Here is a 24642-nt window from a genome sequence, read left to right on the forward strand (position 1 = left end):
GGGGAGTAGGAAGAACAATTACCAGCGGTAGTTAGCGTTTAGCATCACAGAGCGAGACTGACCGTAGTAACAGTAGTAATCGCAGCCAGAGATAAACTCTTTGTCCAGAATGTTGTTCATATTCAGCTGTGCTTGCCATTGTGGTGTGATGTCATAGGTTGCAGAGGCATCCCATAGTGTCACAGAGGGAACAGTCAAATCTGAGCTTGCTGGGTTGTCTTTAGATTCACCCACGTAGCGCACACCAGTACCAATATTCAGCCCTGGAATTAAGGTGTATGCGCTGTAGTCCAGCCATGCTGAAGCCTGATGTTCAGGAATCAGGCCTGCTTGTTGAGTGCCTTTACCGTAAGTCTCGTCAGTTTCCGCTTTAGTGTATGTGTAACTTGCCAATAGCTTAAGATCATCAGTAAGCTGAGTTACACCTTCTATTTCCACACCAGTTGATGTTACCTCACCTGTTTGGGTTGCAACCCAAGTTGATGGGTTCGTTACTAGTGCATTTTTCTGCGTAATGTCGAACCATGCAACGTTGATGAAGCCATCCATAAAGCTTGGCTCATACTTAACACCCACTTCTACCTGCTCACCGTCTAGTGGCTTGTAAAGTTTGTTTGTCGCGGCATCGATCGTGCTAATAACTTCAAATGATTGTGAGTAATTAGCGTATGGAGAGAGGCCGTTGTCTGCTAGGTACATCACGCCAGCACTCAGTGATAACTCGCCATCATCACGAGACTCATTTTGATCTATGCTTGTGCCTTTACCACTGTTCTCCGTTTTCACCCAGTCGTAGCGAGCCCCAATATTACCAATCCATTGCTCGTTAAACTTAAGTTGGTACTGTGAGTACAAACTTGCCTGAGATTTTTCGATCTCACGCTTAATGTTGTTAGCAGGGTCTAGAGGCGTGTAGTTACCGTAGCTAGGATTATATGGGTTGACGATTCCGAATGAGTAGTTGTCTTGCTCATCACCCTCTGTTTTGTGATATTGCAGATCCACACCAACAAGTACGGTGTGTTCAGCATTATTCGTTACCCAGTTACCAACGGTATTATTATCGAAAGTAAAACTTTGATTTTTGCCGTCACGGAATACGATTCCACGATAGTAAAGAGAATCGTCGTTTAAGTCCCAGCCCGGAGATGGCATGCTGTACACACTACGCAGGAATAACTCGTTATAGCCATAATTAAGGTTTTGCGAGAAAGTCCAAGTATCGTTAATTTCATGTTCAAGCAAGTAACCTAGCGAAACCTGAGTGCGCTCATACTTATCGTAGTCTGGTTCACCCAAGTTAGTTGAAGGATCGATCTTGCCGTATTCAGAGTCAACTAGCGTACCTGCAGCTGGGAAGAATGGGTTAGTTGGTACACCATCATCTTTAAGATAAGTGCCCATAATAGTTAGCATAGTTCGGTCTGAAATATCTAGCTCTAGGCTCGGTGCGATGTAAAAACGCTCATTTTCCGTATTGTCCAGTTCACCATCTTGACTCGTCATCAAGCCAACAAGACGGTAGCGCATCGTACCTGTGTCATTCGCTTCATCAGCGATATCGAAACCAACCGATTGACGGTTGTTGGTTCCTACTTCAATTTTCACTTCGCCTTGTGGCGTAAAGGTTGGTTTTTTCTGTACGGCATTGACGACACCACCCGGTGCAGATTCACCAAACAGAATCGCTGACGGGCCTTTTACCACTTCTACAGACTCTAGGCCATATGGTTCGATTAACCATGTGTAGTAACCGTCGCGAAATAGGCGATTGCCGTTTAGATAAGTCGCAGCATCAAATCCACGTACTTTAAACCAATCCGTATCATTGTCAGCTCCATACGGCTGCGCTGTTACGCCAGATGTGTAGCGTAATGCTTCATCTAACTTTTGCGGTGCACGAACTCGAAGTTCTTCTTCAGAGATGATAGAAACGCTGCGTGGTGTCTCTGCTGCTGGAGTCTCAACCTTTAGCGCTTGCGCCGTAACTGTAATGGTTTCCATTTCAGTCACGTCATCCTGTGCTTGTGCCATAAACGATACCACTGCAGCGGGTGCGATAGCACAAACCAACGCTTTACGAATCGCGATGGTTAAAAAGTTATGATTTGTCATAAATACATTCCCGACAATTATAAGTAATGAAAAACTTAATTGTAATTATTATCATTTGATTCTTTTGTTGGTGTATTTTACTGACTTTTTCTTCAAAAGATAGTAAAACGTCCCCAAATTTCTCGTTCTGCAGAGTAGATATGTTCAATTGGTTTGAAAAACTAACCCAACCTTTTCCCCAGAATGAAACAGAAAAACCACCTCAATCGTTATTTGGTTTTTGTCGTTTCTATACTCGAGGGTTTGAAGTGCCGCTTATTGTTATGGCGGTATTTAGCGCACTCATTGCGATAACTGAAGTAGCCTTATTGAAATACATGGGTGAGCTTGTCGATATCTTGTCGAATCAGGATCGAGCAACTTTCTGGCAAGATCAGGGCGATCAAATGTTGATGATGGTGTTCCTGGTTGTTGTTGTCATGCCATTCCTTGGTTTTGTCCATTCGATGGTTATGCACCAGACGCTGCTCGGCAACTATCCGATGTCGATTCGTTGGCTCATCCACCGTTATCTGCTTAAGCAGGCTGTTGGTTTTTTCCAGCGAGATTTTGCAGGTCGTGTTGCGACTAAAGTAATGCAAAGTGCTTTGGCAGTTAGAGAAACGGTAATGAAGTTGCTGGATGTTTTGGTCTACATCAGCGTTTATTTTCTTTCGATGATATGGATGATGGCGGATGCCGACGGTCTGTTGATGTTACCGATCGTTATCTGGCTTGGTCTATATGTATTGATTCAGTTCTACTTTATCCCAAAAATGAAAAAAGTCGCGACAGACCAGGCAGATGCACGCTCTGTGATGACAGGTCGTATTGTTGATTCTTACACCAATATCTCAACGGTTAAGTTATTCGCTCATTCTCAGCGTGAACTAGAGTACGCGGAAAGCAGCATGAAGCAGTTTCTGGTTACCGTTTACCGCCAGATGCGCATGGTGACCTGTTTGCTGTTTAGTGTCGACGCGATTAACTACTTACTGCTGCTTTCACTTGGTGTTATCTCTGTCTATCTCTGGCTAGATGCTGCGGTGACGATAGGGGCGATTGCAATTGCAATCAGTATTGCACTGCGTGTTCAAGGGATGTCGAAGTGGATCATGTGGGAAGTGAGTGCCTTGTTTGAAAACATTGGTACTGTTGTTGATGGTATCAGCACGATTTCTAACGATGTTGAAGTAAAAGATGTACCTAATGCTAAACCTCTGGAAATTAAAAAGGGTGGTATTTGCTTCGATCAGGTTGGCTTTAACTACAGCGAAGAAAAGGCAGTATTTGAACAGCTTAACCTGGATATTAAACCGGGTGAAAAAGTAGGTATTGTCGGTCGCTCCGGTGCGGGTAAATCAACCTTGGTTAACCTGCTGCTTCGTTTCTACGACGTACATTCAGGTAAAATCTGTATCGACGGACAGGATATCTCGCAGGTTGAACAGGAGTCTTTGCGTCAACATATCGGTATGATCACACAAGACACCTCGCTACTGCATCGTTCTATTAAGGAAAACATCCTGTATGGTGACCCGGACGCGTCGATGGAGGATGTGATTGCCGCTGCGGAGAAAGCACACGCTCACGACTTCATTCAAACGCTGAAAGATGAGCAAGGCAATGTCGGTTATGACGTAGAAGTGGGTGAGCGCGGCGTAAAACTGTCTGGTGGTCAGCGTCAGCGTGTGGCTATTGCGCGCGTACTTCTTAAAAATGCGCCGATCCTGATCATGGATGAAGCAACATCAGCGTTAGACTCGGAAGTTGAATCGGCGATTCAGGAAAACCTTGAAGTACTGATGGAAGGAAAGACTGTAATTGCGATTGCTCACCGCTTATCAACCATTGCTGCAATGGATCGCTTGATTGTAATGGATGATGGTAAAGTCATCGAGCAAGGCTCTCATCAAGAGCTGCTTAGACTTGACGGTATTTATGCGCAGCTGTGGAAACATCAGACAGGTGGTTTCCTAACTGACTAATCGCAAGTGGATAACGGTTTCTTCGTAGTAACGAGCGGGCCGTTCTACTGATTGACAGTGAACAATTAACCGAGAAAAGGGAAGCTATTGCTTCCCTTTTTTATATCAAGAGCAGCACTTTGGCTGTTTATTTGAACTCGAACTTACCTTGCATAACAGCCCAGTGTCCTGGGAAAGAGCAGAAGAAGGAGTAGTCACCTCCTGCGGTCATTTTTTCTGTGCTAAAGGTAACGCTGGTACTTTCGCCACCACCAATGACATCAGTGTGAGCATAAACGCGGCTGTCATCAGGCTTTATGTAGTTATTCTCAATGCCAGCAGACATACCGTCAGTACCGATGGCTTGAATATTAGCAGTATCTGCAATGACAACATTGTGCCCCATTGACTGAGCTGGCAGTTTGCCAGTGTGGTGTAGCGTCAGTTTTACTTCAGTACAGGTGGCTGGGACGCTTAGCGTTTTAGTTGAAAACTGCATCATATCGTTAGCATCGATAGACACTTCACACTCTGTACTTGCTTGTGCATTAAAGCTGATTCCAACAAGGGCACAGGTTACTGCTAGTATACGTAATGTCATGTTCCACACTCCATTCAATTTATTAGGCTGGTACGTTTTTAATTTTAATCTAACCGCCAACATAACTTTCTAGCCACGAAACGGCATGGCTGCGGTATGTTGAAAGTGTTGTTGAAAAATTATACTGATTCGTTTCTCTGCTTGATCACTTAAAGGATGAGAGTGTTGATGAGGCAATCAAAAGAGAGACCCATTTAAAATAGCAGCAGATTTGGGCGTTGGGTTGGAATAAACCTGAAATAAAAAAGCCCAACCAACTAGTTGAGCTTGTATCAGTAGTGTTGAATCTTATCGCTTATTCTTAAGTTCGCTTAAAACATCATGCAGCGATGGCACGATGGTATGACCAAATTGGCGCACTTCTTCACATGGTTCGACTAAGTCAGGTATTTGGAATGTCGGCATATTAGCGGCTACCGCTGCTTTTACTCCATTATTGGAGTCTTCAAAAGCTAAACATTTGGTCGGTTCAATGTTTAAACGGTTTGCTGCAAGCAGATAGATTTCCGGGTCTGGCTTACCATTGCTAACTTCACATCCAGTCGTGATGTTATCGAAGTATTTACTTAACCCTGCTAACTCCAGCTTAATCTTCGCCACCTCTTTTGCGGTTGATGTGGCTACGGCAGTGGGTAAATTTTGCTCTTTCAACCATTCTAGCAGCTCAACAACGCCGTTTTTCACTGGAATAGCCTCATGCATGACTACCGCGTTATAGCGAGTACGCCACTCTTGATGTAAGCGATCCAGTTCGTTTCCATACGCTTTACGGAAAATAGCTTCGATACCTGCCGCATTACGTCCAATGATTGACAGATAAACATCTTCGTAGAAGGGCAGTTTTTGCACTTCACAGGCTTCCTGGAATACACGCATGCAGACACGTTCAGTATCCAGCAGTAAACCGTCCATATCGAAAATAGCAGCTTGGTAATTCATGACTATACAGATTGTTGAGTGAGGAGGGCATTGTGACATAAGAGGCCTCTCATTGCTTGTGAAATTCACGACCTGTGGCTTCGAATATCTCTATTGATAACGCTAGGATAGGTTGCTCTAAATCTAGATAAATAACGAGTAATGATAAGAGTTCTTTAGTAGCATGGTATCAGAACAAAACAGTGAGTTAGGGAAGTCAGCAATGGAAAAATTACGTGTAGCATTTATTGGTTTGGGTGTAATGGGTTACCCGATGGCAGGCTATTTAAGTAAAGCCGGCTATGAAACCAAGGTTTACAACCGAACAAAAGCAAAAGCGGAAAAGTGGGCGCAGGAGTACAGTGGCGTCGCATGTGATACACCAAGCGAAGCTGCCGAAGGTTGCGATATTGTTTTTACCTGTGTCGGCAATGATGATGATGTACGCAGTGTGGTTTATGGCGAAGAAGGGGTCCTTGTCGGATTAAAGGCAGGAGCGGTTTTAGTTGACCACACGACAACCTCTGCTGACTTGGCTATAGAACTTGCTGACGCGTGTACTAAGATGGGTAACCATTTTGTTGATGCCCCGGTATCCGGCGGACAAGCAGGCGCAGAAAATGGCGTGCTAACTATCATGTGTGGCGGTGAACCAAGCATTTACGAGAAGGTCGCTCCAGTTATGGACGTATATGCCAAACAGATAACTTTGCTCGGTGAGAATGGGCAGGGACAGCGCTGTAAAATGGTTAACCAAATCTGTATTGCCGGCGTGTTACAAGGCTTAAGTGAAGCTTTGTTACTCGCTCAGAAATCGGGCTTAGATATTGAACAAGTGGTTGATACACTCAAACACGGCGCTGCTGGCTCATGGCAAATGGAAAATCGCGCCACGACTATGGCGCAGGATAAATTTGATTTCGGTTTTGCCATCGATTGGATGCGCAAAGACCTTGGTTTCTGCCTGAAAGAAGCAGAGCGTGTTGGGCTGGATTTGCCTTTAACCAAAAAGGTAGATGAGCAATATGCAGACCTGCAACGCGATGGCTTGGGACGCATGGATACTTCAGTATTGATTAAAGCAGTATCTAAAAATTAATAGTAGATAAACAGTTCTTTGGTATCGAATAGTTTAAAAAAGTCGAAGCTAATCATACCTATCTCCTTCAAAACCAGAGGTGCGTTCTGCACCTCTTTTTATTTGTCTTGGCTAGGGAGTAGGTTCGATTCTGTCGTACGTATTCCCTCTAAAGCCGTTTTATATATAAGAGCTCTGAAGAAAGATTATTACGGAACTAATTAGCCGGGAAGTTGATAATACTTATTATACCGATAGATATTGACTATATATCAGGCGCAAAGCCAGTCAACGCTCAGTTGGTTTTTTCTAGCAGTCTATATTCGATGACAAAGAGAGTATCTGTATCCGGGTAAATTTCGCGGATAAGTTGTTTTAACTCTGGTAATTCAATCGCTTCTTGCTCAGCATGAAACTCATTGATTTCATCGAAATGGATAGGCTCTACGGACAATATCTTGATGTCGCAGACTTTACGGTCAGTTTCTAATGTAAATACTTCCACTTCCGTGCCGGGGACATAATGACTTTCTGATTCATCTCTAATTGTGATGATCTTTTTTCCTGATGTAATCAACGGAGTCAGAAACTCAAAAAAGGTGATTTTTGTTGGGTGAGATGACATGGCGAACTCATTTATCAAGGTTATCTGGCAAGATTATAAACCCAAACAACCTTGATGTGTGAGGTTCAGTAGCTCTCTTGGCGTAAAAGTTTAAATACCTTAGCTGAAAAGTAGCCAAGCATCATGCCCGTCCAGTTGGTGCTTAAGTCATCGAAGCTAAATGTACGGTTAGTGATAAACAGTTGACTAAATTCCTCCAGGGAAATGACCAAGAGAAGGCATAGTAACAGGCGAATACCAAACGCGTCCGATTTGGTCGGACTTGCGACGTGAGGAAAAGTAAATACTGCAAAAAAGCCAATCATAACGCTAAAGGTAAAATGGAGAGTTGTTGAACCACCTATGTAATTCTCCATCTTGAGATAAGTAACGTGGCTTATCTCCGAACTCTTCCATAAAGAAAGAGTAATAGTCAGAAGCGAAACTAAACAGAAACTAATGCGTGCAAATTTTAACGACATACTTAACCTACCGGAAAGAAACCTAGATAACGTTTAACAAAGTAAAGAGCGGCGAGGTTTTGTATTGCCATGCCGATTGCCATTGCCCAAGCTGCACCTAGTACGCCGTGGCTTTGACATAGAATAATCAGCAAAATTATCGCAATCGTTCCAGAGCAAATGGTGATGTATTTCATCGTGCGCTCATGACCACTCATTAATAGCAAGAAGCCGACTGAACCTGTTGCTACGTTAATCAACTGACCAATAGATAGAGCAACTAAAAGTGGGGCTGCAGCAATAAATTCTTCACCAAAGAACTGCATCACAAATGCAGGGAACAGCGTACAGATTAAAACTGGGACGAGCGCTATGGCGAGGTTCAGTCGGCAGGCTAATTGGCTGAGGTTACGTAGTTTGTCCATTTCTCCTTCTTTGTAGAGTGACGCAAACATAGGCGCGACGACAAAGTTAATAGTTATGAGCACAAAGCCAATTAGCAGAGAGGTTCGTTGAGCAGCAGCTAATAAGCCCAACTCTGAGGTTGAGATAAAGAAACCGGCAATAACTAAACTTCCCCACTGGAGAATATTGCTAAAGATACTACCGAACCAGATTTCTTTAGCGGATGCCATCAGCTTCAGATTAGGCTTTGGGGTAGGCTTTCGATACTGATCTGAGGAACACCAACTATAGGTTGATGAAACAGCAACAATGACACATGCCAATAGCAGCGCGGCTATTAAGTGATCGATGCTTTTTGTGCCCAATGTATCCAGCGCTGCAACAAAGAAAAACGTCAGCATGGCAACACCCAACTGCAAAGCAAAAAGAGAAGATACCACCCTTTTACTTGTCTGAAGTACCCGGCTGTTGGTTTGTCCGAGTACTAATAAAGGGACACAGAGCAGAGCAAGTGCCACTGTGAACATCGGGGTGTTTGTCTGATTAATGATGTTCGGGAAGCAATAGAACGCAGTAAATATAACGAATCCAGAAACGATACAGAATGCCATACTCCTTGATAGCGCGGTTCTGTAGTTGTCACTTTGATCCTGTATATCTGCACTGTTAAATGCAATGGCATTGTAGCGCACCAAAGCCACATCAAAACCTAGCTGCGAAATAATAGCGATGAGTGAGACCAGGTTAAACAAGAAAAAAAATTGCCCCGCGATTGAGGCATCTGTAGTGCGAGAAACGATGACCGTAAGGAGAAATGCAAACAGCGCACTGAAAACCCTTGTTATTGCAGTTTTTAACCCCAGAGATAGCAAACTGTTTTGGCCGCGCGGTGTTGACTGCAGCTTTTGTTGAATGGCTTGAAACATGTAATTTCTCTACCTGTAAATGCTCTAACTGTAAATGCTGTTCAAAGCGAGGCGCTGTTTTTCTTCGCTGAAAGTATTGTTGAGTTCGGTGGTATATTGGCGGAAGTTAATATCGTGATAATGGTTAATGCAGTGCGTTAACTGTTTAGCCATCTCCACGGGTGTCTGGGCTAAAAATGGATAGTCTAGATCTTTAGTTGCGCCAATAGAGCGAATAACCATAGGCAGGTGTAGCTTCGAGGCTTCCAGAATAGTTAAAGGCATACCTTCCCAAGCTGCGGTATGAAGGTAGATGTCCGATGTTTTTAACTGTTTAACCACTTCATCACGCGGCAGCATACCAGTTACGGTCACTCCGGCGGCTTTTAACTGCTTTTCAAGAACCTCGTCTCCGCCCCCGATCCAAATGATCTCCAGCTTATGGTTCAGTGTCGTCAGGTTAAGATTCTCTAACGTATTAATCAGAAACTGGGGGTCTTTTTGGGGAGCTACGCGACCAAGCACGACTATCTTCAATAGTTCCTGCTTATCGCGAGGTTCACGCTCTTCACTCTGATAAGTTACGTAGTTATTTAGAAGCTCGGCACGTTTTGCCCCAATGCTGATCGCCAAGTCGCATTCGCGTTGACTGCAACCGGCCACGACATCAACCTTACTTAGCAAGACTTTCTCTAACGTCTTATAGATCTGGCGCGCAAAAGAAGAAATATCCTCACGTTCGAATGCATAGCAGTGAGGGGTATACACTAAGCGCGCGTGACCGGTATTTAAAAAACGTCCCAGAAAGCCTGCTTTACTGGAATGCAGGTGAATGATATCTGGCTGAGTATCAGCGATCATCTGGTTGGCATCCCGCATAAGCTGTAGCAAGCCGCCTTCTACCCATCGTGCTTGTACAAATACATTATGGTTGCTGTCATTGGTCAGATCTTTTTTACGTGCTCTTGCTAGCAACAAATGCTGATAAGATTCATGTCGGGAAGAGTGGGCGTAGCTGTACAAGGCCGTCTGAACGCCACCACCAAAGGATTCAGTTATATGGAGTACTTTTTTCATGATGACTTGGTTCCCGGAGTTTGCTGCCATTTGGATTTAAAGGTCTCTCTCTCCTCCACGGAGTAAAGGTGCTGGTAAAGTGGTAAGTCATACATGTAGAAAAGCTTGGAAAAGTCGTAGTGCTGTTTAAAGTACTGATGCACATTGGAATACCATTTGTTCTTCGCTTCGTTACTGTTTTTCAGAACGAAATCATCCAGCTTCAGAAACTCACCTATTTCTTTGTCCAGAGAACTAAGGTGTTCACATTTGATAAGAATGACCTCCGCTTGCTCATTGCTGAATGTGAAGAAAGGCTGGCTGCTGTCTAAATCCTGACGCATGATATCAATATTAAAATTACGCTTTAGTTCGTTATCGAACCAACCTGTAAAATAGTTAAGGTTGATGTAATTATCGAAGCAGTGCTCCAGATGTTTGTATGTGATTGCCATGTCACGGTGAATGGCATCATTCTTCTTTCCTTCGATAAACTGCAAATGAAGATCCTGGAAAAAGCGTGACAGAACGGTAGCGATAGGGTCGCGGACTAAAGTGACGATTTTAATTTGTTCACGTTTTTGCAGAATACGTTTTCTTTGGTTGAGCACAAGGCGATAGATTGCACGGTTCTTGAAATCGAAGAATTTGCTCACATCTTTTTTGTTGTGATACATGTAGAACTCTTCGTGATCATCGAAGGTGTGAATGTGGTAACTAGGAATGTTACGTTCACTCAAGGTGTGTTCGATGGATGATGAGCCGACTTTACCCATCTGGTACACCAAAACGAAGTTGTCTGCCCTAAGTTCTTGGTTCTTTTCAAATTGTCGGGCGATTGAATATTTCATTTATCAATTCCTTGAGTAATAAAAGTCTTGGTTTTATCTGCATTGAGTGACGGAGTTATGGTGTACGATTCTGTCTCGTGTCTTTGGCTAATGATCACTGGTAGCAGAAGTATCAGAATAATGGTGGTGTTAACGGCGACGAAAAAGACCATGATGAGTGCGTATAACGCGAGCAAGAGACTTTTTCTGTTCTCATCGAGGCTACGAAAACAAAATTTAATAAAGAGAAAGTACCCGCCAAAAAGTAGTGCAATTCCCACTAATCCGTATTCGATTGCGGTATCAAGAACAAAGTTGTGAGTGTAAATTGCCAGCTGTTCGTAAGTGAAATAGCTGAGCATGAAGCTAGGGAGCATCTTGGCTCCCACACCTAGGATTGGATATTGCTGTAGGATGTCCATTCCGTTTGCAAGCAGAATCTTACGGTGCAAATTCGATACCCATCTGGCTTCGCTCTGATTGGCGAACACAATATCTTCTTGTGTAATTTCCAGTTTATCTGCCAGTACATCAAAACCCACATAGAAGGTGCTTGATATCGTTGCTATAACAACGAAACAGAGACCAAAAAATATGGTCCAGATATAAGTTTCTCTTAGTGATTTTTTGATCAGGTTTTTAATGAAAAGCTGGTCAAGGGTAAACAGCAGACAGAATCCGAGCAGCGCTTTACGCTCTTGCGATAAGATCAGTAAAGCTAATGAGATAAGCATAAGAACATGGAAAGCTCGAATTTTATCCCGGTACAGATAGAGTAAAGAGCAGAGTACTCCAAATCCATACTTACTCACGCCAAGCAGTTTAAACCCGCTTTGATAGCCTTGAGCAAAGTGCCATGCAGCGACCAGACTACAAATGATGAACAGTAGGTAAGTAAAGTACACCATTACTCGGTCGTCGTTGAATGCTCCATAGGCGTATAGCAAACTCAGCAAGCATAAAATAGCCAGCCACTGCATGGTTTCTGTGATAAGTGGAGAAAATGGTACTCGGTTAATCAGACCATTGATAAATATATAGCCAGTAAACAGCATCAAAAATCCGATACACGGATGCAACAGCTTATTCGAGTTTCCTTCCAGTATGACAAGTGCAACCAGGCCGACAGACAGTAAACTGACGATATCGGAGGGAGCAAGATACATTCCGCCTGCTGCAAATTTTACCGGCAAAAAGAATAGTGCCAGTGTAAACGCAGCTAGCAATGGTATCCGGTTACTTACTGGCGCAGAGCTGTTGGTAGAGACCATAGTAACCCTCTCTAAATTTATCGATAGTGTAGAGTTTGGCGCGATTTACCGAGTATTCAGTCGAATTATCATAAAGTTCACTGTCTTCAATCAGGCTCTGGACTTTATCAGCCAGCTGAGTGCTGTCTCCGACATTAAATAAGAATTCATCTCGTCCCGTTACTTCATCAAGGCCTGGCACATTGGATGATAAAACAGGTAATCCGGCAGCCATGGCTTCGACGGCTGCCAAACCAAAGCCTTCTACATGTGAAGATTGAACATATATATCCATTTCACTGAGAAAGAGGGGGATATTGGAAACTACACCATGAAACTGAACTCTCTGAGTCACATTGAGTCTTTGAGCTAACGCTTGCAGAGCTGACTTTTTTTCTCCCTCACCGGCTAAATGAAGGTGGTAATTGTCAGGCAACGCAGCAAGTGCATGGATAAGGGTTTCATGATCTTTGTGCCCATGAAGACGGCCCACCATAGCAATGTCAACAGTTGGCTTATGACTGAAGTCACGGGCCTTTTTAGGGACCATTGAAAAGCGACTTAAATCTACACCGTTATGCACCACATGATATTTGCTCTGGTAACGTGGCATAAATTTGACTAGCTCATCCTGGACTTTTTCACTGATGCTGACAGTGAGATCGTGACCCCGGTATAAAAGATGTTCCATGAATTTAAATAGCGGGTAATCTCTGCGACGGTTGTGCGAACAGTGTTCGGTTTGTATGCGCTTTTTTCCAACAGCGAGCAGCGCTAGGTAGATAGAAGGATACAGATGTCCGTGCACCAAATCGGGCCAGCGTAGTAACGACCATTTTTGGGTGAGTGAGAGTGCTTGCCAGTTGAAACACTCTATACCTTGTTCGGAGAGTAACTCTAAATAGTCATTATCATCACACAAGACCAGAACTTTTATCTCGTAATCTGGCTTGTGGTTCAACACTAGATCCACCAGGAATTTTTGTGCCCCGCCATTTTGGGATAAGTCATTAATAATATGTAGAATCTTTGTCTTCATCATTAACCCGTCAGATACTGATGTTTGAACTGTTCGAAATCGCTTAATAGGCGTATTTCTGGACATACAGAGTTTCTCCATCTTTATACTTTCCTTGCGTGATGAGAACGCCAAGAGACGGTACAGAATGCTGTATTTGCTTGGATAACGCGATGTTAACCAGGGGCGCTTTTGTGGATTCTGAACGAATCACAGTGATAAGCCCATTTGTGTACTGGCCAATTATCAAGGCATCGCTGATTGAAATAAGTGGCGGGGTGTCAATGATGATTCGGTCATACTTTTCTTGAAAATGTTCCAGTAACTTTTTGAATCGACTTGACGCTAATAACTCCTGAGGGTTTGGCGGAATTAAACCTGTCGGAAGTACATCCAAATTGGCTTCCTCCACTCTCACTAAGCAGTCTTTGATCGCAGTATCCATGGAAAGTATGTTTGTTAGTCCCGGTTGAGATTCAGGAATATTGAATCGTTTTGCCAGTGACGGCCTGCGAAGGTCACAGTCAATAATCAACACTTTCTCCATCTTTGAAAAAGACGCCGCCATATTGATACTGGTTGAGGTTTTGCCTTCTTCCGGAATACTCGAAGTGAAAGCTAAGATTTTCTGTTGGCTATTGGTTAGCTTTAGCAGCAGAGACGTTCTCACCGAGCGACATGCTTCACTAAATAGTTTCTCATCTTTGTCCAGGTAGGCGGTATAGGTCACGCCACCTTTGCGTAAGCGGCGATTTTTAACCATAGGAATGGTTCCTAGACACGTCATACCAAGTTTTTCCTCGACGTCCGAAGCCGTTCTTATCACGTCGCGAAGTGTCTCTAGAATGATGATGAGTGCGCAGGCGATTGCAAAGCCAAAAAAAGCAGCAGTAAGCACCAATTTCATCCTTTGCGGAGCAACTGGAAACAGAGGAATGATGGCTTTATCGGTAAAACGAGCAGTAACGTTCCTATAATCGCTGGTTGCACTGGTTTCCTTTTCTCTGTTTAGGAATGTTTCGTACAGATCCTTATTTGATTCAACCTCTCGTTTTAGTTGTTCAAAGCGCGTTTTCTGTGAGCCTAGAGATTGGAAATCCACTTTTTTGTTATTCAGCTCTGTGCGAAGCATCTCTTCCTGTGCCTTAGCCGCAAGTAAGTCCTGCTGTTTGCTAAAAGAGATTTCACGAATCAGCTGCTCTGTTCGTTGTTGAATCGACCTCAATTGTGCTTGGGCTTGTATCATTCGGTCATGTTTCGGACCGTAACGCTGAGATAGTTCAGAGACACTTTTCTCGGCTTGGGCTTCAGATAGCTTGAGATCGCGGATCTGTGCCTGGTTGGCGAACTCATCAATTGATAGCAGGCTATCCAGATTTTGCGATGACTTACTCTTGAGTAGCTCAATTAAGGTTTGAGCTTCTATGCGATTATTGACGGCAGTATTGAGCTTGCGGCTCAACTCTTCTAACTCGTTGGCATAGATGTCATCGATGCCATTGATATCGATTAACCCTTCCTGAAGCAGGAACTCTTGTAACGCTTGCTCAGAGTTTCTTAACCTTTCTTCCAGTTTTTGTGCATTGTTGGTCAGCCAAGTAGAGGCATTTTGGGTTACGACTAACTTAGCTTCAAAATTTGCATCGATGTAAGCCTGACCAACTGCGTTTGCAATTTTAGTTGCAAGTACCGGGTCAGCAGATCTGAAGCGAATCTTAACTAACTGTGTATTTCTTACAGGATCAATATCCAGCTTATTTTTGAAAATCTGCAACGTTTGATAATAAGAACGTGAGAACTGAGATGTCTCTTTTGGGCTCGGAGCAACATTCAGTAAATCTTGAATTAACGGGATTGATTTAATCGCATCAATCTTCGCTTTAAGTCCTTTGCTACTTGTAAATTCCGGTAATTCGGTCAGATTTAACTCTCTGATGACTTTGTCTGCGATATGATTCGACTGCAGAATCGCAATTTGCGTTTGATAGTATTCTTTTTTAGTAGTATCCACGCCATACACTTCTTCAATAGACAGAGCGCTCTTTTGCTCGTCTTGAATCAATAATGTGGCTGTCGCTTGGTAAACAGACTTTTTGGAATATATAAACCAAGTGCAAGTTAATGAAAAAATCAAAGTGAAAGCGACAATGCTTAGCCAATTTTTTTTAAGCGTTTTAAAGTGATGTCCAAAGCGAATAAGTTCGCCTTTGTTCATCTGAAGGCTGTTTGGAGGGGTTCCGTTCATTTTAATTCCTGTCACTTAGAAGAAGCTTTGATCGATAAAAACAATGTCTCCGGGTTCAACAGCGCGATGCATGCTGACACCCTCAACGGTAGTCCCGGTATTGTGCCTGGTAAGATTGATACTTTTGCGTGAGGCTCTGTCTGTCAGGCCTCCAGCGAGCGCAATGGCTTTTTCAATCGTCAGTCCCGGCTTGTACTCAAACCCTCCAGGTTTACGAACCTCGCCATTTACGTAAAAAAGGCGAAAATTGTTTATCGTCACCATGACTTTAGGGTTAATCAGGTAGTCGCCTTTTAAGCCAGTTTCAATCTCATATTTTAGTTGTTTTGGCGTCTTACTAATGGCCTTGATTCGGCCAAGATAGGGATAATCAAAGTAACCATCTGATGTAATGAGAATATTTTTTATGGAAAGATCTTCCTCGCCATAGACTTGAATCGAAATGGTGTCACCAGTATCAAGTTGGTAAGTTTGTTCACTTGAACTGGCGTTGGCGAAGGTACTTAGCAGCAATAGCGTGAAGCTAATCAATTTAAATAATGGATTCATTATATTTCCTTGTTATAGCGAAAATTGAGCGCTCAATGTCCAGATATTTTGGTTGAACCCATAACCTGGGTTATTTGATTTTTTATCCTGATATTGCCAGTCTGCTTTGAGTTGAACCCAGCGTCTGATTTGATAATCAATGCCGGCAGTAACGGTGTAACGGTCGTCAACTCGAGGTTCGTTGAAATTTGAAGTGCCGGCATAATCGTCTTGTTGATAGATGCCTCCGATATGAGTTGCGAAGTAACTATTCCAGTTATGCATCACGCCGAGCTCATAGCGGGTACGCAAATCGTAATCCCCGTCTTGATCGGGATTGATGGCAGCTTGGGTAGTTTTTACTGTCAACAGTGTATGTTCTTGAGGTTGCCATTCGAGGCCAATATCCCAGCTGAAACCTTCGAATGTTTCTCTTTGATCACTTTCAAAATCTTTTACCTGATAGCCGAATCTGGCAATTCCCTGGGTTTTTCCGGTTACTTCCCACTGAGCCCCTGTGTAATAAAATCCGGCAGTGTTGTCTTTGGAAGCAGAATTGGGTTTTTGATGCTGATATTCGGTGAGGACTTGTCTCGTGCCTATCAACCAATACGTTTTGGGTGTGGCTCGTAAATAAAACTCAAAATGTGCATTTGGTGAACGAAAGTCGTTGTACTTGGTTTTCTCAATGGAAGTACCAAATGTCTCGTCGCGATAATTTTGGTAGGTTTTATCGCTGTAGCCAATGCCAAATTCAAAACGACCCTGAGCGCCAGCGGCACCAAAGATGTAGTTAGTTTTTAAGTCATTACGAAAAAACTCTATCGGAGTCTTAAGTTGGTCACCTTTACCTTCGGTAATGTTTTCGCCTCGGAGCTCGTGCAGAGCCTGAAAACGGTAGTCAACAACCAAGTGGTGGCGGTGATTGAACTCAAAGAAGTTAGTCAGTTGAACAGTGTGATCATCGTAATCATTTTGGTCATCAGATGAGAAACCTGCTTTCAACTTGTATACCAGTTGCGCTTGATATTGGTTTCTTTCTATCTTTGTCAGCAGGCTTGGTTCTATTCCCCAAGTATTTACAGAATTAATACCTTTGGCATCTTCCGTTTTACTGATGTTGTCGTTTCCTTCGTAAAACGTTTTGACCTGGGGGATAAACTCTATACCTGAGTCGGTCGTATAGGACATCGGCTCTGCAAAGACATAAGCAGGTATAAGCAAACAAGTGAGCAAAGAGACTGTACTTTTCATCATATTTTGGTCTTAATAAGCATTCGAGCCGGTGAAGCCTTTAAAAACGGTAGCGAAGATAATTTTGATATCCATCCAAACAGACCAGTGATGGATATAATCCAAATCAAATTCAACTCGTTTTTCCATCTTATCTAAAGTGTCGGTCTCACCTCGGTAGCCATTGACCTGAGCCCATCCCGTAATGCCCGGTTTAACTTTGTGTCGCAGCATGTAACGGTCGACAATCTGACGATACTCTTCGTTGTGAGCAACTGCATGAGGTCGTGGGCCTACAATGGACATAGTGCCCTGTAACACGTTAAAAAATTGTGGCAATTCATCCAGAGAAGTGCGACGCAGAAAGCCGCCAAACGGAGTAATGCGAGGATCGTTCTTTGTCGCTTGCTTGACGACAGAGCCTTTGTCCATAGTGGTCATAGACCGGAATTTCCATACGTTTATCTTGCGTCCGTCTAAGCCGTAGCGAGGCTGTTTGAAAATGACAGGGCCTTTTGATGTCAGTTTGATACCGACTGAGATAGCAATAAGGACAGGGGAGATTAACAGTAAGATAAGGCTAGACAGCACAATATCTTCCAGGCGTTTTATCCAGGATGAAATTCCGGCAAATGGCGTATCGTAAACACTCAGGGTTTGCACACGCCCGATTTGATCCCAGCGTGAATGTAGTAGATTGTAGGTAAAGAAATCTGGAATTAAGTAAGTATTAGCGGTCGTATCAGAAAAGTGATTGAGAAGTGAGGCAATACGCTCTTTGGCATGCATTGGCATTGCAATATACACGTAATCTACTTCGCCACGCTTTGCACGCTCCAAAGCTTGAGTGACCGTACCTTTGACAGGGTGTTCTGAACTCGGCAATCTATCTGACGAACGTTCATCGTAGAATCCATCAAAGAGGACTCCGTTTTCAGTATGGTTTTGAATTTCGCTCGCCAGAGTGATGCCATGAGGCGTTTTACCAATAATGATAGCTGTACGCGTGTTAAAGCCCATTTTTCTTAACGAGGCTAAACTGGTGCGGAAAGCGATTCTCCAAGACAGAAGCAGAATCGGAGTAATGGTTACCCATAAAGCTAAAGTGCTACGTTCAAACGTTGGGTAGACTTCTGAGAAATAAAGAACCACAAACAGTAATGCGACAGTAATGAGCCAGGACATACTTGTGATAAGAACTTGTTCTCTGAACGAGCTGGTTCTCCAAGAGCGATATAGATTTCCGCTTTCAGCCATAATCAGGAATGAAATCCCGCCAACGGAAGACAACAGGAGGTAGTCCTTGCTGATAAAGGTATCCATCTTTTCAAATACCAAAAAAAGCATTAAAGAGACTATGACAGCAAGATCCGCGATTCGGTATAAAAAAGCGAACTCCGTCCCATGAGAACGGATAAGTCCTTTGTGTTTCATTACCTAGATTCCCTTCTGACACGCTACCGCCATTGGGATTATTGCCCAATAGCGCTTTAGCAAACGTTTTAATTAATGAGCAGATGCCCCAACGAACTTTTTTTGTGTTTCTGTACTACATAAATTCCGAGCTAAGTTTAAAAATTCATCTTCTGGAGGTAAGTGGAAATAAGAATGAAATTTTGACGTAGCGCAAAGTTTCGTGTTTAGGAAGAATTTGGTACTTAAAGGCAGAGACTGAGGTAAAGTGCTATTTAGTTCGACTAAGCATATCGACTAAGGTTTAGCTGGGTGGTGGCCTAACGGATTATTTTTTATGTAGAAATATAATGGGTTAGTAGTGGATGTGTAGAATCGGGTGTGATATTTGCTGAAATAAAAAATCCCTCTCGGCTGAGAGGGATTGATTGGAAAAGAAGTTTGAGTGAGTAGATTCTTAGATGTCTACACCGTTTTCTTTGTGCAGTCGGCGGCACGCTCGGCCATCACTGTGGAACAAATGACAACGGTATGCAGGAATACCAATTTCTAACTTGTCACCAGTGTCTACTGCAAGGGTATCTGGCTGACGGAAAATAACATCTGCATCTGCGCCTTCAAGGTTCAGGTAAACCTGAGTTTCGTTACCTAGCTTCTCTACAATCATCACTTCACCGTGAATACTTGCATCTGCTTCGGAAGCTGAGAGCAGGTGCTCAGGGCGAATACCCAAAGACATACGATCTCCACGGTTAACGGTTGTGCCGTCTACCGGAATCCAGAAAGATACGCCATTAGATAGCTGAACTTTAACGCGTTCTGCTTCTACTTCATCAATGAATACGCTCATGAAGTTCATTTTCGGAGAACCGATGAAACCAGCGACGAAACGGTTTTCTGGGTAGTGGTACAGCTCCAGAGGTTTACCTACCTGGGATACGTAACCACCGTCCAGTACAACAATTTTGTCAGCCATCGTCATTGCTTCTACCTGATCGTGCGTAACGTAGATCATGGTACAGCCCAGTTGACGTTGTAGTTTGGTGATTTGAGCACGCATGTTTACACGCAGTGCGGCATCAAGGTTAGATAAAGGTTCATCCAGAAGGAATACGTCTGGCTGTGAAACTAATGTACGACCAATCGCTACACGCTGGCGCTGACCACCTGAAAGTGCCTTTGGCTGGCGCTCCAGAAGGTGACCAAGTTGCAGGATTTCAGCTGCGTGCTCAACACGTTTGTCGATTTCAGATTTATCAGCTTTTGCCAGCTTCAGGCCAAATGACATGTTGTCATAAAGGTTTAAGTGCGGGTAAAGAGCATAAGACTGGAAAACCATACCAACACCACGTTTGGATGGTTCTACGTCATTCATGCGCTCGTCACCAATATACAAATCACCTGAAGTAATGTCTTCAAGACCGGCAATACAACGTAGCAGGGTAGATTTACCACAACCTGACGGACCTACGAAAACAACGAACTCACCTTCGTTAATTTCCAGGTCTACGTTTTTAGAAATCAGTACGTCGCCATACGCTTTACAAACATTTTTTAACGTGACACTCGCCATGTAGCTCGTCCTCGATCAAATTTTTATTATTCACCACTCATCATTATATGAATTATCTAGCGAGCAGTAACAGTAGGAATCGGTAAGTTAAGGCGGTTGATAAGAAAAGTAGGGTAGCACTTCAACAAACTGTCCTGAGAAGTGCCACCCATCATAGCCAAGTACGAGCTTCTTTCCCCCACATTAATCGCGCTGTCTCCCCCGTGAAATAATTACCACAAACAACGCTAATCAATGTCATTCCACTCGTATGGCAATGCAAAACCAGCAAATAAATAGTTAATTGAAACTCAAAAGCTGCTGGGAAAGGGTTCTTACCATCCACTCTTGGATGAGTGCAGTTTCTAAGATCGTACCTGTTCTCACATCCTCCTAATTTAATTAATTACAGGGGGAGTAGATGGGGAGGAGTGAAAAAGGATGAGTAATGAATGAGTTGGGCGGAAATCACATTATTACTCCCCCTTAAGTTGAAGTTGATCACGACAAAAGCTTGTTTTGTGACTTAAGTCTCCTATACATGGAGATGAAGATCACGAAAATGCGCCATAATTGTTAGGGCGTAGGGATTAGGAGGATGAGGCATATAGGATTATTTCAGATGATATATGTCGAAAAACGGCTGAACCTCAATGGACTAGCCCTACATCAAAAATATAAAAAAGGATACGAACATGAAAAAGTTAAGCGCTGTTGCACTTGGTACTCTTGTTGCTTTGGGGTCATTTGGTGCACAAGCTGCCATCGAAGAAGGTCAACTAACTATCTGGATCAACGGTGACAAAGGTTACAACGGTCTGGCTGAAGTTGGTAAGAAGTTTGAAGAAGAGACTGGTATTAAAGTAACAGTCGCTCACCCAGACGGCCTTCAAGATCGATTCCCTCAAACTGCAGCGACAGGCGACGGTCCTGATATCGTATTCTGGGCTCACGACCGTTTCGGTGGTTACGCAGAAGCTGGTCTTCTTGCTGAAATCAAACCTTCTAAAGAAATTCAGGAAGGCATCGTTGATTTCGCATGGGACGCAGTACGTTATGAAGGTAAGCTAATCGGTTACCCTGTAGCGGTTGAGTCTCTATCTCTAATCTACAACAAAGATCTCGTTCCAAACCCACCTAAGACTTGGGAAGAAGTAGCAGATCTTAACGCGAAGCTTAAGAAGGAAGGTAAATCTGCAATCATGTGGAACCTGAAAGAACCGTACTTCACATGGCCACTAATGGCGGCTGATGGCGGCTACGCGTTCAAATACACATCTGAAGGCTACGACGTTAAAGACGCTGGTATCGCGAAGAAAGGCGTTAAAGATGCAATGACTTTCGTTAAAGGTCTTGTAGACAAGGGCGTAATCTCTCCAGATATGGATTACTCAGTATCTGAGTCTGCGTTCAACCAAGGCGAGACTGCGATGACTATCAACGGTCCATGGTCTTGGGGCAACATCGAGAAGTCTGGTATCAACTACGGTGTAACTACGCTTCCTAAATTCCAGGGGCAATCATCTAAGCCTTTCGTTGGAGTACTAACCGCAGGTATCAGCACAGCGTCACCTAACAAAGATCTAGCAGTTGAGTTCCTTGAGAACTACCTACTGACGAACGAAGGTCTGCGTAAAGTGAACGATGACAAGCCACTAGGTGCTGTAGCGCTTAACTCATTCCAGCGTGAGCTAGATTCAGATGCACGAATCGCAGCGACTATGGATAACGCTATGAACGGCGAAATCATGCCAAACATCCCACAAATGAACGCATTCTGGGGGGCGGCTAAGAACGCAATCATCAACGTTGTTGACGGTCGCCAAACTGTAGACGCAGCGCTTGCGGATGCAGAAAAACAAATGACTAAATAATTCGGTAATACCTTTTTAAGGAGGGGGTAACTCCTCCTTACTTTTCTATTTTTTTCTTTATTCGCTAGCAGGTTCCCTATGCAGTCAGTTCAAGGTACAAAAGCTATGACAGCACCAGCAGCCAACCTTCCGAGCAGCAAAAAAGTGTTTATTAAATGGGCGCTTTTAGGCACAGTCGGCATTCTTAATGGTTACGCAACAATTCTTATGTATTCGCGCGGTGAGATTGCGTTCGCACTACTTACGCTTATTCTTACTGCTTTAGCGCTGTACATTTTTGGTAGTAAAAAGACTTACGCTCACCGTTACATTTACCCTGGTATCGCAGGGATGATTTTGTTCATCCTTTTCCCTTTAGCGTATACCGTAGGTCTGGCATTTACTAACTACAGCGCGAAAAACCAACTCTCTTTTGAGCGTGCTCAAACTGTACTTTTGGACAGAACGTATCAGAGCGGTGACAGTTATCCGTTCACGTTGTACAAAACTGAGCAAGGCCATCAAATTGTGGTCGAGAAAGATGGTGAGTTACTGGCAACGCCAACTTTCCAGCTGCAAGGTTTCTCTGCAACGGATTTAGATCTGACGCCAATCCAGGAAGCGACTGGTGAAAAAGAACAAATCAAGACTATCGTTGGTAACCGATCTGCTCTAAGTGGTGTCGATCTTCATCTACCAAACGGTGATGACATCCGTATGAGTGGTCTGCGTAAGTTCGCAGCGGTAGTACCTTTGTACACTCTACAAGATGATGGTGAGACACTATTTAACAACCGTACCCAGGAAACCCTGCGTCCAAATATGGAAACGGGTTACTACCAGCCAGTAAGTGAAACTGGTCAGTTTGTTGGTAATACAGTATCACCAGGTTTTGTTGTAGGTATCGGTACGCACAACTTTGAACGTGTATGGAAAGATGAGGGTATTAAAGAGCCGTTTATCAGTATCTTTATCTGGACTATCGTCTTCTCTGCACTAACCGTACTGTTCACTTTGGTCATCGGCCTTGTGCTTGCGAGCGTGGTTCAGTGGGAGGAGCTGAAAGGCCGTTCTGTTTACCGTCTTCTACTGATTCTGCCTTATGCGGTACCAGCGTTTATCTCAATCCTAATCTTTAAAGGTTTGTTTAACCAAAGTTTTGGTGAGATTAACATGCTGCTTGAAGGTCTGTTCGGTATCAGCCCAGCATGGTTCTCTGACCCATTCATGGCGAAAACCATGATTCTGATAGTAAACACCTGGTTAGGTTTCCCTTACATGATGATTTTATGTATGGGCTTGCTTAAAGCGATTCCGGATGACCTTTACGAAGCGTCTGCTATCGATGGTGCTAACTTCATCTCTAACTTTACTCGCATCACGCTACCAATGATGCTTAAGCCACTGACTCCGCTGTTGATTGCAAGCTTCGCATTTAACTTCAACAACTTCGTACTTATTCAGTTGTTGACAGGTGGTGGTCCAAACATGATTGGTACATCAGAACCCGCGGGTTACACAGACCTATTGGTAAGCTACACCTACCGTATCGCATTTGAAGGTGCTGGTGGTCAGGACTTCGGTCTGGCAAGTGCTGTAGCAACACTTATCTTCCTATTGGTTGGCGCGTTGGCTCTATTAAACCTACGTGTAACTAAAGTAGCTCAAGACTAAGGAGACATTACAATGGCAATGGTACAAGGTCAGTCATTAAAGTATCGTGTTTGGGCTACTCATATTGCAATGTGGGCATTCTTAGCACTGATTATTTTCCCTTTGCTGATGATCATCGCAATCTCGTTCCGTGAAGGTAACTTCGCAACAGGTAGCTTGATCCCAGATAACCCGACACTGGATCACTGGAAGCTAGCTCTGGGATTCTCTGTTACGAATGCAGACGGCACCGTAACCCCACCTCCATTCCCGGTAATGACTTGGTTGTGGAACTCAGTAAAAGTGGGTGGTATCTCTGCAATCCTAATCGTAGCTCTATCAACAACTTCTGCTTACGCGTTTGCTCGTATGAAGTTCAAGGGTAAGAACACCATCCTTCAAGCGATGATGATCTTCCAGATGTTCCCTGCAGTATTGGCACTGGTTGCTTTATACGCTCTGTTTGACAAACTTGGTCAGTATATTCCGTTCCTTGGTTTGAACACTCACGGCGGCCTGATCTTCGCTTATCTGGGGGGGATTGCACTGCACGTATGGACGATTAAGGGTTACTTTGAAAGTATCGATTCATCTCTGGAAGAGGCTGCTGCACTGGACGGTGCTACGCCATGGCAAGCGTTCCGTTTGGTGTTACTGCCACTGTCTGTACCAATCCTGGCGGTAGTGTTTATCCTATCGTTCATCATGGTAATCGGTGAAGTTCCTGTAGCATCGCTCCTACTTTCTGATGTAAACTCTTACACACTTGCAGTAGGTATGCAGCAATATCTATACCCACAAAACTACTTGTGGGGCGACTTCGCAGCTGCTGCAGTACTTTCAGCAGTGCCAATCACTGCAGTATTCTTACTTGCTCAACGCTGGTTGGTTGGTGGTCTAACCGCTGGTGGTGTGAAAGGATAATCTCATTTGGTCTTTGAGATTGACAAGAATAACTAGAAAAGGGCGACCATATGG

General features: G+C 43.7%; 20 protein-coding genes. 5 read left to right on the forward strand and 15 right to left on the reverse strand.

What is annotated here, in order from left to right:
• Positions 1 to 18 precede the first annotated feature (18 nt).
• Positions 19 to 2115, reverse strand: a complete 2097-nt coding sequence (locus KHN79_RS15690) for a TonB-dependent siderophore receptor (RefSeq protein ID WP_182010744.1) — start codon at positions 2113 to 2115, stop codon at positions 19 to 21.
• A 140-nt stretch (positions 2116 to 2255) separates the two neighbouring features.
• On the opposite strand from KHN79_RS15690, the gene KHN79_RS15695 reads away from it, so the two are divergent.
• Entirely contained in the window at positions 2256 to 4082 is a 1827-nt protein-coding gene (locus KHN79_RS15695) for an ABC transporter ATP-binding protein (protein WP_182010743.1), read from the forward strand.
• Between the two features lie 127 nt (positions 4083 to 4209).
• On the opposite strand, the gene azu is transcribed toward KHN79_RS15695, so the two are convergent.
• Entirely contained in the window at positions 4210 to 4662 is a 453-nt protein-coding gene (gene azu, locus KHN79_RS15700; protein WP_182010742.1) for an azurin, read from the reverse strand.
• A gap of 288 nt (positions 4663 to 4950) precedes the next feature.
• Complete coding sequence (locus KHN79_RS15705) at positions 4951 to 5601, reverse strand: HAD family phosphatase (RefSeq protein ID WP_182010763.1); 651 nt, start codon at positions 5599 to 5601, stop codon at positions 4951 to 4953.
• A 202-nt stretch (positions 5602 to 5803) separates the two neighbouring features.
• Here KHN79_RS15705 and KHN79_RS15710 point away from each other — a divergent pair, with 202 nt between their 5' ends.
• Positions 5804 to 6679, forward strand: coding sequence for an NAD(P)-dependent oxidoreductase (locus tag KHN79_RS15710; protein ID WP_182010741.1), 876 nt, complete (start codon positions 5804 to 5806; stop codon positions 6677 to 6679).
• A 274-nt stretch (positions 6680 to 6953) separates the two neighbouring features.
• Here the strand turns inward: KHN79_RS15710 and yqfB are convergent, their stop codons facing one another.
• The 12 genes from yqfB to malK all read right to left on the reverse strand — a co-directional run bounded on the left by yqfB (position 6954) and on the right by malK (position 20179).
• Positions 6954 to 7283, reverse strand: a complete 330-nt coding sequence (yqfB, locus tag KHN79_RS15715) for a N(4)-acetylcytidine aminohydrolase (protein WP_182010740.1) — start codon at positions 7281 to 7283, stop codon at positions 6954 to 6956.
• A gap of 65 nt (positions 7284 to 7348) precedes the next feature.
• Positions 7349 to 7744, reverse strand: coding sequence for a VanZ family protein (locus KHN79_RS15720; RefSeq protein ID WP_182010739.1), 396 nt, complete (start codon positions 7742 to 7744; stop codon positions 7349 to 7351).
• Between the two features lie 2 nt (positions 7745 to 7746).
• Positions 7747 to 9054 (reverse strand): oligosaccharide flippase family protein, encoded by a 1308-nt coding sequence (locus KHN79_RS15725; RefSeq protein ID WP_182010738.1) that lies wholly within the window; start codon positions 9052 to 9054, stop codon positions 7747 to 7749.
• Between the two features lie 24 nt (positions 9055 to 9078).
• Positions 9079 to 10110, reverse strand: coding sequence for a glycosyltransferase (locus KHN79_RS15730; protein ID WP_211907302.1), 1032 nt, complete (start codon positions 10108 to 10110; stop codon positions 9079 to 9081).
• Positions 10107 to 10940, reverse strand: coding sequence for a putative capsular polysaccharide synthesis family protein (locus KHN79_RS15735; RefSeq protein WP_182010737.1), 834 nt, complete (start codon positions 10938 to 10940; stop codon positions 10107 to 10109). Before KHN79_RS15735 ends, KHN79_RS15730 begins: the two co-directional genes overlap by 4 nt.
• On the reverse strand, positions 10937 to 12190 hold the full coding sequence (locus KHN79_RS15740; RefSeq protein ID WP_182010736.1) for an O-antigen ligase family protein: 1254 nt from the start codon (positions 12188 to 12190) through the stop codon (positions 10937 to 10939). Before KHN79_RS15740 ends, KHN79_RS15735 begins: the two co-directional genes overlap by 4 nt.
• Positions 12156 to 13208 (reverse strand): glycosyltransferase, encoded by a 1053-nt coding sequence (locus tag KHN79_RS15745; protein WP_182010735.1) that lies wholly within the window; start codon positions 13206 to 13208, stop codon positions 12156 to 12158. The genes KHN79_RS15740 and KHN79_RS15745 overlap by 35 nt, the downstream gene beginning before the upstream one ends.
• 43 nt (positions 13209 to 13251) lie before the next feature.
• Positions 13252 to 15432 (reverse strand): polysaccharide biosynthesis tyrosine autokinase, encoded by a 2181-nt coding sequence (locus KHN79_RS15750; RefSeq protein ID WP_182010734.1) that lies wholly within the window; start codon positions 15430 to 15432, stop codon positions 13252 to 13254.
• Positions 15433 to 15447: 15 nt separating this feature from the next.
• A complete protein-coding gene (locus tag KHN79_RS15755) occupies positions 15448 to 15981 on the reverse strand; it encodes a polysaccharide biosynthesis/export family protein (protein ID WP_182010733.1) in 534 nt (177 codons plus the stop codon).
• Between the two features lie 12 nt (positions 15982 to 15993).
• Positions 15994 to 17214, reverse strand: coding sequence for an outer membrane beta-barrel protein (locus KHN79_RS15760; protein WP_182010762.1), 1221 nt, complete (start codon positions 17212 to 17214; stop codon positions 15994 to 15996).
• Positions 17215 to 17226: 12 nt separating this feature from the next.
• Complete coding sequence (locus KHN79_RS15765) at positions 17227 to 18627, reverse strand: undecaprenyl-phosphate glucose phosphotransferase (RefSeq protein WP_182010732.1); 1401 nt, start codon at positions 18625 to 18627, stop codon at positions 17227 to 17229.
• A gap of 436 nt (positions 18628 to 19063) precedes the next feature.
• Positions 19064 to 20179: a maltose/maltodextrin ABC transporter ATP-binding protein MalK gene (gene malK / locus KHN79_RS15770; RefSeq protein ID WP_182010731.1), complete on the reverse strand. Its 1116-nt coding sequence runs from the start codon at positions 20177 to 20179 to the stop codon at positions 19064 to 19066.
• A gap of 674 nt (positions 20180 to 20853) precedes the next feature.
• On the opposite strand from malK, the gene malE reads away from it, so the two are divergent.
• The 3 genes from malE (at position 20854) to malG (ending at position 24588) form a co-directional block, all read left to right on the forward strand.
• Complete coding sequence (gene malE / locus KHN79_RS15775; RefSeq protein WP_182010730.1) at positions 20854 to 22032, forward strand: maltose/maltodextrin ABC transporter substrate-binding protein MalE; 1179 nt, start codon at positions 20854 to 20856, stop codon at positions 22030 to 22032.
• A 78-nt stretch (positions 22033 to 22110) separates the two neighbouring features.
• Positions 22111 to 23685 carry a maltose ABC transporter permease MalF gene (gene malF, locus KHN79_RS15780; protein ID WP_182010729.1) on the forward strand — a complete coding sequence of 525 codons (1575 nt, stop codon included), beginning with the start codon at positions 22111 to 22113 and terminating at the stop codon, positions 23683 to 23685.
• Between the two features lie 12 nt (positions 23686 to 23697).
• Positions 23698 to 24588, forward strand: a complete 891-nt coding sequence (gene malG / locus KHN79_RS15785; RefSeq protein ID WP_182010728.1) for a maltose ABC transporter permease MalG — start codon at positions 23698 to 23700, stop codon at positions 24586 to 24588.
• Positions 24589 to 24642 lie beyond the last annotated feature (54 nt).

It is taken from the genome of Vibrio sp. B1FLJ16 (assembly GCF_905175385.1).
Taxonomy (GTDB): domain Bacteria; phylum Pseudomonadota; class Gammaproteobacteria; order Enterobacterales; family Vibrionaceae; genus Vibrio.